General features: G+C 63.5%; 15 protein-coding genes. 4 read left to right on the top strand and 11 right to left on the bottom strand.

The window, feature by feature from the left end:
* Nucleotides 1-13: 13 nt before the first annotated feature.
* Nucleotides 14-802 (bottom strand): YfaP family protein, encoded by a 789-nt coding sequence (locus J4E63_RS00475; protein WP_060740427.1) that lies wholly within the window; start codon nucleotides 800-802, stop codon nucleotides 14-16.
* A 486-nt stretch (nucleotides 803-1,288) separates the two neighbouring features.
* On the opposite strand from J4E63_RS00475, the gene J4E63_RS00470 reads away from it, so the two are divergent.
* The 4 genes from J4E63_RS00470 (at nucleotide 1,289) to J4E63_RS00455 (ending at nucleotide 6,456) form a co-directional block, all read left to right on the top strand.
* Entirely contained in the window at nucleotides 1,289-1,531 is a 243-nt protein-coding gene (locus tag J4E63_RS00470; RefSeq protein WP_060740426.1) for an exodeoxyribonuclease VII small subunit, read from the top strand.
* Complete coding sequence (locus J4E63_RS00465; protein ID WP_103309257.1) at nucleotides 1,528-2,415, top strand: polyprenyl synthetase family protein; 888 nt, start codon at nucleotides 1,528-1,530, stop codon at nucleotides 2,413-2,415. Before J4E63_RS00470 ends, J4E63_RS00465 begins: the two co-directional genes overlap by 4 nt.
* Before the next feature lie 115 nt (nucleotides 2,416-2,530).
* Nucleotides 2,531-4,429 carry a 1-deoxy-D-xylulose-5-phosphate synthase gene (dxs, locus tag J4E63_RS00460; RefSeq protein ID WP_207280649.1) on the top strand — a complete coding sequence of 633 codons (1,899 nt, stop codon included), beginning with the start codon at nucleotides 2,531-2,533 and terminating at the stop codon, nucleotides 4,427-4,429.
* Nucleotides 4,430-4,575: 146 nt separating this feature from the next.
* On the top strand, nucleotides 4,576-6,456 hold the full coding sequence (locus tag J4E63_RS00455) for a TonB-dependent siderophore receptor (protein WP_207280648.1): 1,881 nt from the start codon (nucleotides 4,576-4,578) through the stop codon (nucleotides 6,454-6,456).
* A gap of 114 nt (nucleotides 6,457-6,570) precedes the next feature.
* On the opposite strand, the gene J4E63_RS00450 is transcribed toward J4E63_RS00455, so the two are convergent.
* The 10 genes from J4E63_RS00450 to J4E63_RS00405 form a co-directional block, all read right to left on the bottom strand.
* A complete protein-coding gene (locus tag J4E63_RS00450; protein ID WP_404943320.1) occupies nucleotides 6,571-7,353 on the bottom strand; it encodes a cobalamin-binding protein in 783 nt (260 codons plus the stop codon).
* A complete protein-coding gene (locus J4E63_RS00445) occupies nucleotides 7,353-7,772 on the bottom strand; it encodes a hypothetical protein (RefSeq protein WP_060740421.1) in 420 nt (139 codons plus the stop codon). Before J4E63_RS00445 ends, J4E63_RS00450 begins: the two co-directional genes overlap by 1 nt.
* Nucleotides 7,769-8,386 carry a GTP cyclohydrolase II gene (gene ribA, locus J4E63_RS00440; protein WP_092204490.1) on the bottom strand — a complete coding sequence of 206 codons (618 nt, stop codon included), beginning with the start codon at nucleotides 8,384-8,386 and terminating at the stop codon, nucleotides 7,769-7,771. The genes J4E63_RS00445 and ribA overlap by 4 nt, the downstream gene beginning before the upstream one ends.
* Nucleotides 8,387-8,495: 109 nt before the next feature.
* Nucleotides 8,496-9,254, bottom strand: coding sequence for an ABC transporter substrate-binding protein (locus J4E63_RS00435; protein WP_207280639.1), 759 nt, complete (start codon nucleotides 9,252-9,254; stop codon nucleotides 8,496-8,498).
* Nucleotides 9,255-9,265: 11 nt separating this feature from the next.
* The gene (locus J4E63_RS00430; RefSeq protein WP_053125805.1) at nucleotides 9,266-9,769 is read right to left on the bottom strand and encodes a phosphatidylglycerophosphatase A; all 504 of its coding nucleotides are present in this window, start codon (nucleotides 9,767-9,769) and stop codon (nucleotides 9,266-9,268) included.
* Nucleotides 9,766-10,731 carry a thiamine-phosphate kinase gene (thiL, locus tag J4E63_RS00425; RefSeq protein WP_207280638.1) on the bottom strand — a complete coding sequence of 322 codons (966 nt, stop codon included), beginning with the start codon at nucleotides 10,729-10,731 and terminating at the stop codon, nucleotides 9,766-9,768. Before thiL ends, J4E63_RS00430 begins: the two co-directional genes overlap by 4 nt.
* An 18-nt stretch (nucleotides 10,732-10,749) precedes the next feature.
* A complete protein-coding gene (gene nusB / locus J4E63_RS00420) occupies nucleotides 10,750-11,250 on the bottom strand; it encodes a transcription antitermination factor NusB (protein ID WP_003185935.1) in 501 nt (166 codons plus the stop codon).
* A complete protein-coding gene (gene ribE, locus J4E63_RS00415) occupies nucleotides 11,247-11,723 on the bottom strand; it encodes a 6,7-dimethyl-8-ribityllumazine synthase (protein ID WP_003206025.1) in 477 nt (158 codons plus the stop codon). Before ribE ends, nusB begins: the two co-directional genes overlap by 4 nt.
* A 249-nt stretch (nucleotides 11,724-11,972) precedes the next feature.
* On the bottom strand, nucleotides 11,973-13,064 hold the full coding sequence (ribBA, locus tag J4E63_RS00410; RefSeq protein ID WP_003206026.1) for a bifunctional 3,4-dihydroxy-2-butanone-4-phosphate synthase/GTP cyclohydrolase II: 1,092 nt from the start codon (nucleotides 13,062-13,064) through the stop codon (nucleotides 11,973-11,975).
* A 16-nt stretch (nucleotides 13,065-13,080) separates the two neighbouring features.
* Nucleotides 13,081-13,758 carry a riboflavin synthase gene (locus J4E63_RS00405; protein WP_103311338.1) on the bottom strand — a complete coding sequence of 226 codons (678 nt, stop codon included), beginning with the start codon at nucleotides 13,756-13,758 and terminating at the stop codon, nucleotides 13,081-13,083.
* Nucleotides 13,759-13,771 lie beyond the last annotated feature (13 nt).

Genomic DNA, 13,771 nt, shown 5'->3' with positions numbered 1-13,771 from the left:
GTGGAGCGGATACTTAGTAGTTGAAAGTCTTGACCAGCAACAGATCGCCAATGGCGCGCAGGGGCACGACAAAGGTCTCGCGTTTTTCATCGACGGTGTTTTCGTTGAGCACCAGGTTGATCTGCGAGGTGATCACCTCGTTCTGGTTGCTGGCCTCATCAAAGTTGTAGCCGCCGCTGCCGTAGTTGCCCCAATAGTTCACGTAGACCAGGTAGGTGCCGTGCATCGGCGCGGTCATGGTGAACATTTCAGGGCCGGGGCCATCGACACCATCCGGGTCAAGGCCGCCGCCATTGGTCAGCGCCGGCCGACCGAAGAACGCATGCTGGCCGTCGGGTGTGACGATATGCAGATCGAGTTCGGCCTGAGGGTCGTCCCAGCCCAGCACCACGCGGATCTGTGCCGGGGTGCGCAGGTTGTTGGCTTCATAGAATTGCACGCGCTTGAGGGAGCGGCCTTCGGAGCTGCGCACCTCGACGCTGTTGGAACCGGCGCCGAACGCATACGGCCGGGCGAAACGGCCCTCGTCGTCGGTATAGAGATTCAGTGGATTGCCGTTGACCGCCAGGCTATGGGGCTGGCGAGCCGTGCCCATGTCCTTGATCCGGCCCTCGATCATCGTGCGGTTGCGCTGCACGCCCCGGTCGATGGGCGGTGTGGGATAGGCGACCTGGGGGTTTTCCGTGCGATCGAGCAGGCCACTGTAGCGCCAGCCCCCGACCGGCTCCGACAGCTCGGCCGAAGGCTCGGCCCACGCCAACGGCGCACCGAGCAATACGATCAATAAAGAAAGAAAACGCACGTATGCCTCCTGCCATGCACAACGCAACCCGGCGCCCTTCCTCGGCGCTGCTTGTCATTATTCGGGTTTCGTCTGGAGGCCCCGTTACAAGGGGCCGTAGATGGCGCGAAGAGTAGCTATTCGGCAGATTTTCCACAATCGGGGAACACGCGATTCTGTGTGGGAAATCACGTACTGGGAGGTGCGTGAGCCGAATAGCAGGCGTATTCGGCTCACGAAATGAGCCGAATACGAAAACTGACGTTTATTTCGGAGGCAAACCCGTGGCGAGGGAGCTTGCTCCCGCTGGGCTGCGAAGCGGCCCCTACCTGCTGGGCTTGAAACGGATTGCGACTGCTGCGCAGTCGAGCGGGAGCAAGCTCCCTCGCCACAAAAGCGGGTCGGTGCAAGCCCGTTGTCCCGCTTCGATCCCCCCGCCCTGATTTGCCCCAAAACCCCATGTCTGCTAGTGTCGCGCCGGTTTAACAGTCAACCGGAATAGCCGCCATGGCCCGCAAAAAAGCTGCACTGGATTTCGAACAATCTCTGGCCGACCTGCAAATACTGGTCGAACGGCTGGAGAACGGCGAATTGTCGCTGGAAGACTCGCTGACCGCCTTCGAGCAGGGTATCGGCTTGACTCGCGACTGCCAGGCGGCGCTGGCCCAGGCCGAGCAGAAAGTGCAATTGCTGCTCGAGCGCGACGGTGAGCTGACCGAAGAGCCTTTCGACGCGGAACAACCTGAATGATCGGTGCCTATCAGGCCAGCAGCCAGGCCCGGGTCAATGCTGCACTGGATACGTTGTTCAGCGCCCCGAGCCCGGAACTGGCGCGCCTGTACGAAGCCATGCGCTACAGCGTGATGAATGGCGGCAAGCGTGTGCGGCCGCTGTTGGCCTATGCCGCGTGCGAAGCCTTGGGCGGCCAGGCCGAACAGGCCAACGGCGCGGCCTGCGCGGTGGAGCTGATCCACGCGTATTCGCTGGTGCACGACGACTTGCCAGCCATGGACGACGACGATCTGCGCCGCGGCCAGCCGACCACCCACAAGCAATTCGACGAAGCCTGCGCGATCCTGGCCGGCGACGGCTTGCAGAGCCTGGCGTTCAGCGCCCTGCTGGACCCGGCCCTGAGCGACTGCCCGGCGCAGATTCGCCTGGACATGGTCAGCGCCCTGGCGTTGGCGGCGGGCCCCGCTGGAATGGTCGGCGGCCAGGCCATCGACTTGGGTTCGGTGGGCCTGAAGCTGGACCAGGACGCCCTGGAATACATGCACCGGCACAAGACCGGCGCGCTGATCGAGGCCAGCGTCCAACTCGGTGCCCTGGCCAGCGGTCGGTCCACCCCCGAGCAGTTGCAAGCCTTGCAGACCTACGCCCGGGCCATTGGCCTGGCGTTCCAGGTGCAGGACGACATCCTCGACGTGGAAAGCGATACCCAGACCCTGGGCAAACGCCAGGGCGCCGATATCGCCCGGGACAAGCCGACCTACCCGGCCCTGCTCGGCCTCGCCGCGGCCAAGGTCTACGCCCTGGAGTTGCGCGACCAGGCCTTGGCCGCGCTGCGACCCTTTGACGCGGCGGCCGAACCGTTGCGCGACTTGGCGCGCTATATCGTCGAACGACGCAGCTGATACAGGGTCAACCCATTCATAAGTGCGTATCGGCCAAGTTCCGGCCTACGCGTGGGCAGCTTGCGATGCATAAGGTAAACTGCCGCCTCTTTCTATACCTATAACGATTCGCCTGATGCCCACGACGTTTCAAGAGATTCCCCGCAAGCGCCCGACCACGCCCCTGCTGGACCGCGCCAACACGCCGGACGGCCTGCGTCGCCTGGGTGAAGCCGAGCTGGAAACCCTGGCCGATGAGTTGCGCCTGGAACTGCTCTATACAGTCGGCCAGACCGGTGGGCACTTCGGTGCCGGCCTGGGCGTCATCGAGCTGACGATCGCGCTGCACTACGTGTTCGACACCCCGGACGACCGGCTGGTGTGGGACGTCGGGCACCAGGCCTACCCGCACAAGATCCTCACCGATCGTCGCGAGCGCATGGGCACGCTGCGCCAGAAGGACGGCATCGCCGCCTTCCCGCGCCGTTCCGAGAGTGAATACGACACCTTTGGCGTCGGCCATTCCAGCACCTCCATCAGCGCCGCCCTGGGCATGGCGATTGCCGCCCGCCTGCAAAACAGCGAGCGCAAGGCCATTGCCGTGATCGGCGACGGCGCACTGACCGCGGGCATGGCCTTCGAGGCGCTGAACCATGCGCCGGAAGTCAACGCCAACATGCTGGTGATCCTCAACGACAACGACATGTCGATCTCGCGCAATGTCGGTGGGTTGTCCAACTACCTGGCGAAGATCCTCTCCAGCCGCACCTACGCCAGCATGCGCGAAGGCAGCAAGAAGGTGTTGTCGCGCCTGCCCGGTGCCTGGGAAATCGCCCGCCGTACCGAAGAGTACGCTAAGGGCATGCTGGTGCCCGGCACGCTGTTCGAAGAACTGGGCTGGAACTACATCGGCCCCATCGACGGCCACGACCTGCCGACCCTGATCGCCACCCTGCGCAACATGCGCGACCTCAAGGGCCCGCAGTTCCTGCACGTGGTCACCAAGAAAGGCAAAGGCTTCGCTCCGGCGGAGGTCGACCCGATCGGCTACCACGCCATCACCAAGCTCGAACCCCTGGACGCCCCGGCCGCCGCGCCGAAAAAAGCCGGTGGACCGAAGTATTCCAGCGTTTTCGGCCAATGGCTGTGCGACATGGCCGCCGCCGATCCACGCCTGGTGGGCATTACCCCGGCGATGAAGGAAGGCTCGGACCTGGTGGCGTTCAGCGAACGCTACCCGCAGCGCTATTTCGACGTGGCGATTGCCGAGCAGCACGCCGTGACCCTCGCCGCCGGCATGGCCTGCGAAGGCGCCAAGCCGGTGGTGGCGATCTATTCGACCTTCCTGCAACGGGCCTACGACCAGTTGATCCATGACGTGGCGGTGCAGAACCTCGACGTGCTGTTCGCCATCGACCGCGCCGGCCTGGTGGGCGAAGACGGCCCGACCCACGCCGGCAGCTTCGACCTGTCGTTCCTGCGCTGCATCCCCGGCATGCTGGTGATGACCCCGAGCGATGAAAACGAGCTGCGCAAGATGCTCACCACCGGCCACCTGTTCAATGGCCCGGCGGCGGTGCGCTACCCTCGTGGCACCGGCCCGAACGCGACTCTCTCGACCGACCTCGAACCCATCGAGATCGGCAAGGGCGTGATCCGCCGCCAGGGCAAGCAAACCGCCCTGCTGGTGTTCGGCGTGCAACTGGCCGAGGCCTTGAAAGTCGCCGACACCTTGGACGCTACCGTGGTGGACATGCGTTTCGTCAAACCCCTGGATGAAGCCCTGGTGCGCGAAATGGCCGGCAGCCATGACCTGCTGGTGACCATCGAGGAAAACGCCATCATGGGCGGTGCCGGTGCGGCGGTCAGCGAGTTCCTGGCCCGGGAGAACATCCTCAAGTCGGTGCTGCACCTGGGCCTGCCGGACAGCTACGTCGAACACGCCAAGCCGGCACAGATGCTGGCCGAATGCGGGCTGGACGAGGCGGGGATCGAAGCGGCGGTGCGCCAGCGGTTGCAGTTGTTGGGCCTGTAAGTTCAGCCAACACAGATCCCCTGTGGGAGCGAGCTTGCTCGCGATAGCGGTGTGTCAGCCAATGGATGACTTGACTGATCTTCCGCCATCGCGAGCAAGCTCGCTCCCACAAGGGGTTTGTGCAGACCAGACATGTCCGGACCCCCATGAAACTCCGCCTCGCCCTCACCCTCTCTCTGCTACCCACCCCCGACCTGCTGGCCGACACCTTCGAACGCGACCAGGCCTTGAAGCTGCCCGACATCGTGATCAGCGCCAACCGCCAGGTCGAGGCCCGCAACGACAGCAGTGCCGCCAACACCGTGTTCACCCGCGACGACATCGAGCGCTTGCAACCGACCAGTGTCACGGACTTGCTCAGCCGCGTGCCGGGTGTCCAAGTGGCGCCGCTGGGTGGGCGCGGCAGCCTGCCGGGGATTTACATTCGCGGGACCAAATCGGCCCAGAGCCTGGTGCTGGTGGACGGCCAGCGCATCGGCAACGCCACCTCCGGTGACAGCAACCTGCAACGCCTGAACATCAACCAGATCGAGCGCGTGGAAGTGCTGCGCGGTTCGCGTTCGGTGATCTACGGCGCCGACGCAGTGGGCGGGGTGATCCAGATTTTCACCCGGCGCGGCAACACCCAGGGTCTGCAACCGCGCCTGCACGTGGGGGTCGGCAGCCACCAGACCTGGGAGCGCAGCCTGGGCCTGTCCGGCGGCGACGAGCAGACCCGTTTCAACCTCGGTGCCAGCCTCGACGACAGCGCTGGCAGCAACCGGACCCACGAGTCCTACGCCAGCGACCGCGACGACGATGCCAACCGCAACCAGTCCTTCAGCCTGAGCCTGAGCCATGCGGCCAGCGATGACCTGGAAGTTGGCCTGAACCTGCTGGATAACCGCGGCAAAAGCGAATACGACAACCCGTTCGGCCGCTTCGACCCGAGCACTTTCGAGTCCTTGCCCCAGCAACCCTACAGCGAGTTCGCGGTGAGCAGCTTCAGCACCTATGTGGACGGGCGCATCAACGACGCCTGGAAATCCCGCCTGGAACTGGGCCACAGCGAGAACCGCGAAAAGACCTTCGACAAGCTCAGCGATGTCCGCGAAGTCTTCAATACCTACCGCGATTCGGTGACCTGGCAGAACGATGTGACGCTGGACGAGCGCAACAGCCTGATCGTCGGCGGCGACTGGTATCAGGACCGGGTCAACAGCAGCACACCGTTCGACGAGGACAGCCGCTGGAACCGTGCAGCGTTCATCCAGCACCGCTTCCAGGCCGAAACGTTCTCGACGGAACTGGGCCTGCGTCGCGACCAGAACCAACAGTTGGGCGGCCAGAACAGTTGGAGCGGCACCCTCACCGTGCCGGTCAATCCGGCCAACGACCTGTTGCTGACCTACAGTGAGAGCTTCCGCGCGCCGACCTTCAACGACCTGTACTACCCAGACTTCAGCAACCCCGACCTGAAGCCCGAGACGGCCAAGAGCTACGAGCTGCAGTGGCGCAGCCAACTGAGCGACAGCGCCCGCCTGGAAACCTCGCTGTACCGCACCGACCTGGAAGACGCGATCATTTTTGGCCGCGACTCACGCCCGCAGAACGTCGCCTCGGCGCGGATCGACGGCTTTGAAATGGCCTACCTGCAGGATGTCTTCGGCTGGCAGGGCAATCTGGCCCTGGCCATCATCGACCCGCGCGACCGCGACAGCGGTCACACCCTGGCCCGCCGCGCCCGGCGGACCTTGAGCCTGGACCTGGACCGGCAATTCGACCGCCTCGGCCTGGGCGCCACCTGGCAAGCGGTGAGCGGCAGCTATGACGATGAAGACAACCGCAACGCCCTGGGCGGCTATGTCCTGCTCGGGTTGCGCGGCAGTTGGGCGCTGACCCGGGAGGTGAAGCTGGAGATGAAGGTGGATAACCTGCTGGACAAGGGCTACAGCCGGGCGCTGTATAGCCATGATGGGGGGCAGTATGGGTATCGGGAGGAAGGTCGGGCGTGGTTGTTTGGGGTGACTTGGACCCCGGAACTCTGATCCAGGAACTGTGGTGTCTGGGCTGGCCTCATCGCGAGCAAGCTCGCTCCCACAGTTAACCTGTTGTGGAGCCCCTGTGGGAGCGAGCTTGCTCGCGATTACAGGCGCCGCAGTCTATCGGTCTGGCGCAATCAACTCACATAGCCGCGCCGTCGCCTCGATCATCTGCCCACTGGGCCGTTCCAGGCCTTTGTCATTGACCAACAACCGCCCCTGCGCCACCGGCCAGGTTTTCCAGGCATCGAGCTGCGTCTGTTCCGTGGCCAGGATGACTTGCGGACTACGTTGCAGCACCGCTTCCACACTCACCTGTGGCGCCGGCAGGCTCAGGTCGGCAAAAACGTTGTGGGCACCGCACACGCTCAGCGCATCACTGATGATCTGCCCACCACCAACGGTGTACAGCGGCCGGTCCCAGACCTGATAGAACACCGGCAACGGCGGGTCCCGTCGATAGCGCTGGCGTAGCGCCTCGAGACGCACGCGCAACTGCGCCGCCCGCTGCACGCCCCGCTCCGGGCGGCCGAGCTGCTTGGCGATGGCTTCGATTTGCGTGATGAGTTGGTCGAGGCTGCGGGGCTCGGCGACATGGATGAGGATGCCCAGGCCCTTGAGCTGCTCGCGCTGGGCCGGGCCGACACTGCCAGGCCAGAGCAGGAGCAGATCGGGCTTGAGGCTGAGCAAGCGCTCCATGTCCAGTTGCCCGTAACGGCCTACCGAGGGCACGTCCCTGAGCGCCGGCGGGCGATCCCCGCCATCCAGCACGCCCACCAACAGGTCGGCGGAGCCCAGTTCAACGACGATTTCCGACAGCGACGGCGCCAGGCTGACGACCCGCGAGGCCGCCATCGTCGAGGCGCTGAGGGCCAGCAGCAAGACCGCCAGCCAGCGGCTCATCAGCCGAGTTGACGCGGGATGCGGTACAGGTAGAACAACACGGCGGTCGACAAGGCCAGCAGCATCAACGGCACGGCTTCCAGGCCCACGAACACCGCCAGGGCGCCGATCCAGGCCGGCAACCCGGCCACCAGGAAGGCGGCGCGGCGACGGGCCGCCAGGTCGATCCAGGCCTGGGGCTCTTCGGGTGTGTCGAGGGCTTTCTGGGTGGCGACCAGGGCCTGTTTATACGGCCCGAAGAATCGCAGGCTGACAAACATCGACGCCAGGCCGGCAATGAACAACGGCATCGCCAGCACCGGCAGAATCGCTTCGCCCTGGCCGAACACCGCATTGATCACAAACAGTGGCAGCAAGGCCAGGGCCAGGTATTTCCACCAACTGACCGACAGCCGCCGCCGAACCTGACCGCGCGTCACGCCCGGTCAACCTCGCCTTGGTGCTCGTTGCCCATCATGTGGTCGAGCTTGCTGGCCTTGGTTGCCAGGTAGAGTTTGTTGTGGGGGTTGTGACCGGTGTGCAGCGGCACACGCTCGGCCACCACGATGCCCATGTCGGTCAACGCCTTGACCTTGCGTGGGTTGTTGGTCATCAAGCGCAGCGACTTCACGCCCAGATGCTCCAGCATCGGCAGGCAGATGCTGTAGTCGCGCAGGTCGGCGGCAAAGCCCAGGCGCTCGTTGGCTTCCACTGTATCGGCGCCGCCATCTTGCAGTTCATAGGCGCGGATCTTGTTCAACAGGCCAATGCCACGGCCTTCCTGGCGCAGGTACAGCAACACGCCACGGCCTTCACGGGCGATGGCCTGCAGCGCGGCCTCGAGTTGCGAACCGCAATCGCAGCGCTGGCTGAACAGGGCATCACCGGTCAGGCATTCGGAATGCAGGCGGCCCAGCACCGCAGAACCGTCGGCGAAATCACCCAGGCTGAGCACGACGTGCTCGCGGCCGGTGGCTTCATCGAGAAAACCATGCATGGTGAATTGCGCAAAGGGCGTTGGCAGCTTGGAAGCGGCAACAAAAACGACAGGCACCGGTGTGCTCCTGATCTAGTACTGGAGTTTCGCAGAGGCGGGCATTGTAACAGCACGTCCCGACCGACGCTTAGGCTGAATTGTCGGCCATAACCATCGAAAAGTTTGATTACGGCTTCGGTGGCTTGCCATTCTCGTCGAAAGGATAGGGTTGCTTCCAGTGTTCGAAAATCGGCTTGAGCTGGCCGGTTTTCACCAGCACTTCCATCCGCCGGTCGAACAGCTCGCTCAATGCCCGTCCGTTGGCGGTGTTGGCAAAGCCCAGGTAGAGAGGCAAATTGATCAGCGGCGAGAGTTTGAACTGCTTCGGATTATCGGCCTTGGCGAGCACTTCTTCGATTTCCATCGACGCATCGATGTAAAAATCCGCTCGCTCATGGATCAGCATCGGCAAGATACCCACCGCCCGGTGGATCTCATTGAAACGCCGGATGTTGGGCAGGTAGTTGTTGTATTCGTACCCGCGCATCCATACCAGTCGATAGTTGCCAATCGTCGCCAGGGTGGGCGTCGGCTTGGAGGCCAACCCCAAGGCATAGATGTGATCGACGTCGTAGTGCCACTTCGGGTAAAGCACGCCTTCGGATTCATCCCGATAGGCGCCGACCTGCACGTCGACCTCGCCGCGCTGCACCAGCCCGATCGAACGGGTGTAGGGCACGCTGCGGATTTCCAGCTTGACGCCTTCAGGCTCGAACACCGCGCGCAAGATGTCCCAGCCCATGCCCTGTCCGTCGGCCTGGGTGTAATCGGCCCACTCCTCACTCGCCGCGCGAACCTTGTCAGGCTGCGGCGCCGACTCGGCCACCCTCACCCCCATACAGGCTCCTAAACACAGCAACAGCAGTAGTGCGCGGCTTACGCCCATGCCTGGCTCCTTCAGGTGAAACACCACACCAATCCTTGCATTGCCAGCCAGGCGAAAACCCCGGCCAATACATCGTCGAGCATGATCCCGACACCTCCGTGCACATGTCGGTCGATCCAGCGGATCGGCCACGGCTTGAGGATATCGAAGAAACGGAACACCAGAAATCCCGTCAGCAACCAATACCAGCCTTCCGGCACCAACCACAAGGTGATCCACATGCCGACCATTTCGTCCCAGACGATGCCTTCATGATCGTGCACCCGCAGGTCGTCCGCCACTTTGCCACACAGCCAGAAGCCAAACAGCATGGTGATGCCAAGCATCAACCAGTAGCCCCAGTCCGGCAACATCTGCCACAACGGAATGAAGGGTAGCGCAACCAGCGAGCCCCAGGTGCCCGGCGCTTTAGGTAAAGTGCCCGAACCAAAGCCAAATGCCAGGAAATGCCAGGGATTGCGCCAGACCGAAGGCGGAACGAACTCTGCCGGGACCTGGTTGGGATGATCTGTCACGGTGTCTCCCGAAAATGTTGATAGCCCCGTACGTGCGGGGTGATGTCGTGCCCGTCGCTGTCCACCAGCGTGACGCCTTGCCCGGCCAGGACGCTGCCGATCACATGGATCGGCCAGCCTTCGGCCTGCAACGCTGACAATCGGTTCGGAGGCAGGGCGAACAGCAGCACGTAATCGTCACCGCCGCTCAGGGCGGCCTGTGCGGCATCGGCCTCGCCAAGAAACGCTACCAGAGCGTTGGACAGCGGCAGTCGGTCCCGTTCAACCTGCAAGGCTACCCCGGACGACAGGGCAATATGCCCGCAATCGGCCAGCAGGCCATCGGAAATATCCATCGCCGCGCTGGCCTTTCCCCGCAACGCCAGGCCCAAGTCGATCTGCGGTCGGGGCGACCAATAATGTGCCAACAGTGGCTCGGCAATCCCAGGCTCGGCGCGCCGCTGACCGAGTACCAACGGCAAGGCGCCGGCGGCATTGCCCAGTTCGCCGCCGACACACAGCAGGTCGCCGGGCCGGGCGCCGCTGCGGGTCAGGGCCTGGCCGGAAGGCACGTGGCCGAACACGGTCATGGTCAGGCTCAACGGCCCACGCGTGGTGTCCCCTCCCACCAGCGCCACGCCACAGGCCTGGGCCATCTGGTTCAAACCGCGGGCATAGGCTTGCAGCCAATCGGTGGTCACCGCCGGCAAGGTCAGGGCTAGGGTAAAGGCCAAAGGCTTGGCGCCCATGGCAGCCAGGTCACTGACCGCCACGGCCAGCGAGCGCTGGCCGAGCAGGAACGGGTCGCAAGGCTCTGGAAAATGCACACCGGCCACGAGCGTGTCGGTGGAGACCGCCAGCTGTTCCCCGGGAGGAGCTGTCAGCAAGGCGCAGTCGTCGCCGATCCCCAGCGCAACGCCCTCGCCGCCCTGCGCGCAAGGCGCGGCGGCGAAGTAGTTACGGATCAGCTCAAACTCACCCATTGGGATAACAAGCGCCAATCAGCGCTTGAACGCCTTCACTTCAGCTTCACGCAGGCGCGGGGCGAGCTTGTCGAGCACACCGTTGACGAACTTGTGACCATCGGTGGAACCGAAGACTTTCGCCAGTTCGATCCCTTCGTTGATCACCACGCGGTACGGTACGTCGACGCGCTTGAGCAGTTCCCAGGTGGACAGGCGCAGAACCGCCAGTTCAACCGGATCCAGCTCTTCGATGGTCAAGTCCAGGCAAGGCGTGAGCGCGGTGTCGATTTCGGTCTTGAACTGCGGGACCCCGTGCAGGATCTCGCGGAAATAAGCACCGTCGACATCACTGAAATCGTTATCGACCCGAAACTGCGCTTCGATCTCGTTCAGCGATTGCTTGGCCATGTGCCATTGATACAGCGCCTGGGTCGCGAGCTGACGGGCTTCGCGACGCTTGACGCTTTTCGATGGCTTGCCGGCGTCCGCAGGCTTTGGATCGCGCGGGTTGAAACGATCGCTTTCGTCGCTAATCACTTGGCCTCCAACTGCGCCAGCAGGCTGACCATTTCCAGGGCGGACAGGGCAGCTTCGGCACCTTTGTTACCGGCCTTGGTGCCGGAACGTTCGATGGCTTGTTCGATGGAGTCAACGGTCAGCACGCCAAAAGCGACCGGCACGCCGAATTCCATGGACACCTGGGCCAGGCCCTTGGTGCATTCGCCAGCCACGTATTCGAAGTGCGGAGTACCGCCACGAATGACCGCGCCCAGGGCGATGATCGCCGCATATTCGCCCTTTTGAGCGACTTTCTGCGCAACCAGCGGAATTTCGAAGGCGCCAGGGGCACGGATGATGGTGATGTCGCTTTCGCTCACGCCATGGCGAACCAGGGCATCGACCGCACCGCCAACCAGGCTCTCGACCACGAAACTGTTGAAACGGCCCACTACCAGAGCGTAGCGGCCTTTAGGGGCGATGAAGGTACCTTCGATGGTCTTCAGGGTCATTCGTCAGATCTCTTAAAGAGCCAGAGCGCGTTCTATACGCGCTCCTTCAGTGATATTAGCCACGAATACTGCATCGGAAATCCCGTCATGCTGTTCATTTTCAAGCTTTTGTGGCGAGGGAGCTTGCTCCCGCTGGGCTGCGAAGCGGCCCCTGTTGTGGGTGCTGCGCACCCAAGCGGGAGCAAGCTCCCTCGCCACAATGAATCTAACTAGCCTTAAGTGAACAACAATGCCGGAATCTCCGGGCCATTATTCGGAGGGCACGTATTCTACAACTTCCAGATCGAAACCGGATATCGCATTAAATTTCATCGGTGCGCTCATCAGGCGCATTTTACGCACGCCCAGGTCGCGAAGGATCTGCGAACCGGCACCGACGATGCTGTAGGTGGTCGGTTTTTTCACCGCTGCCTGATCGCCGGTTTCACGAATGTGCGCCAGCAGCACGTCGCCATCGAGCGGGTGGCCGAGCAGCAACACCACGCCGCTGCCGGCCTCGGCCACCGCGGCCATGGCGGCCCGCAGGCTCCAGCGGCCGGGTTGCTTGACCATCAGCAGGTCGCGCAATGGGTCCATGTTGTGCACGCGCACCAGGGTCGGCTCTTCGGCGCATACAGTGCCCAGGGTCAGCGCCATGTGCACGTCGCCTTCCACCGAGTCGCGGTAGGTCACCAGGTTGAACTGGCCCAGTTCGCTGTCCAGCGGCTGCTCGGCAATCCGCTGAACGGTACGTTCGTGGATCATCCGGTAGTGGATCAGGTCGGCGATGGTGCCGATCTTGATGTTGTGTTCGGCGGCGAAGGTTTCCAGCTCCGCGCGACGGGACATGGTGCCGTCGTCGTTCATCACTTCGCAGATCACGCCGCTGGGTTCGAAACCGGCCATGCGCGCCAGGTCGCACGCTGCTTCGGTGTGGCCGGCGCGGGCCAGGGTGCCACCGGCCTGGGCCATCAGCGGGAAGATGTGGCCGGGGCTGACGATGTCTTCGGCCTTGGCGTCCCGGGCGGCGGCAGCCTGTACGGTGCGCGCGCGATCAGCGGCGGAGATCCCGGTGGTCACGCCTTCGGCGGCCTCGATGGACACGGTGAACTTGGTGCCGAAGCCCGAGCCGTTGCGTGGCGCCATCAGCGGCAACTTCAGCAGTTCGCAGCGCTCGCGGGTCATCGGCATGCAGATCAGCCCACGGGCGTGCTTGGCCATGAAGTTGATGTGCTCGGCCTTGCAGCACTCGGCGGCCATGATCAGGTCGCCTTCGTTCTCGCGGTCTTCGTCATCCATGAGGATGACCATCTTGCCTTGGCGGATGTCTTCAACCAGTTCTTCGATGCTATTGAGCGCCACGCGGCACCCCCTTGGGTCAGGATTTGAGGTAGCCGTTGGCGGCCAGAAAACTTTCGGTGATGTTACCGGCCCGCCGTTGTGAAGAGTCAGGCTCTGCGGCCTTGTCGCCCAACAGCAGGCGTTCCAGGTAACGGGCCAGCAAGTCGACTTCCAGGTTGACCCGGCGACCTGGCCGGTACGAAGCCATGATGGTTTCGCTCAGCGTGTGGGGAATGATCGTCAGCAGGAATTCGGCGCCATCCACCGCGTTGACCGTCAGGCTGGTGCCGTCGACGGTGATCGAGCCTTTATGGGCGATGTACTTGGCCAGTTCCTTCGGGGCGCGGATGCGAAACTCCACGGCCCGGGCGTTATCCGTGCGCGAGACCACTTCACCGACGCCGTCCACGTGGCCGCTGACCAGGTGTCCGCCCAGGCGAGTGGTGGGGGTCAGGGCTTTTTCCAAGTTGACCGGGCTGCCGCTCTTGAGGTCGTTCATGGCCGTGCAGTCGAGGGTTTCGCGGCTGACGTCCGCCAGGAAGCCGTTGCCTGGCAGTTCAACGGCGGTCAGGCAAACGCCGTTTACCGCGATGCTGTCGCCCAACTTGACGTCGCTCAGGTCGAGCTTGCCGGTTTCGACGTAGACCCGCACATCGCCGCCCTTGGGGGTGAGTGCACGGATGCTGCCGATGGATTCGATGATGCCGGTAAACATGGAGTCCTCCTCG

It is taken from the genome of Pseudomonas sp. FW300-N2F2 (genome assembly GCF_017351655.1).
GTDB classification, from domain to species: Bacteria; Pseudomonadota; Gammaproteobacteria; order Pseudomonadales; family Pseudomonadaceae; genus Aquipseudomonas; species Aquipseudomonas fluorescens_AA.
This window is presented reverse-complemented; position numbering and strand designations above follow the sequence as displayed.

What these genes read in the sequence shown, in the direction of transcription:
- J4E63_RS00470 (WP_060740426.1), top strand. Translation starts at nt 1,289, where the DNA reads ATGGCCCGCAAAAAAGCTGCACTGGATTTCGAACAATCTCTGGCCGAC.
- J4E63_RS00465 (WP_103309257.1), top strand. Translation starts at nt 1,528, where the DNA reads ATGATCGGTGCCTATCAGGCCAGCAGCCAGGCCCGGGTCAATGCTGCA.
- dxs (WP_207280649.1), top strand. Translation starts at nt 2,531, where the DNA reads ATGCCCACGACGTTTCAAGAGATTCCCCGCAAGCGCCCGACCACGCCC.
- J4E63_RS00455 (WP_207280648.1), top strand. Translation starts at nt 4,576, where the DNA reads ATGAAACTCCGCCTCGCCCTCACCCTCTCTCTGCTACCCACCCCCGAC.
- J4E63_RS00450 (WP_404943320.1), bottom strand. Translation starts at nt 7,353, where the DNA reads ATGAGCCGCTGGCTGGCGGTCTTGCTGCTGGCCCTCAGCGCCTCGACG.
- J4E63_RS00435 (WP_207280639.1), bottom strand. Translation starts at nt 9,254, where the DNA reads ATGGGCGTAAGCCGCGCACTACTGCTGTTGCTGTGTTTAGGAGCCTGT.
- thiL (WP_207280638.1), bottom strand. Translation starts at nt 10,731, where the DNA reads ATGGGTGAGTTTGAGCTGATCCGTAACTACTTCGCCGCCGCGCCTTGC.
- ribE (WP_003206025.1), bottom strand. Translation starts at nt 11,723, where the DNA reads ATGACCCTGAAGACCATCGAAGGTACCTTCATCGCCCCTAAAGGCCGC.
- J4E63_RS00405 (WP_103311338.1), bottom strand. Translation starts at nt 13,758, where the DNA reads ATGTTTACCGGCATCATCGAATCCATCGGCAGCATCCGTGCACTCACC.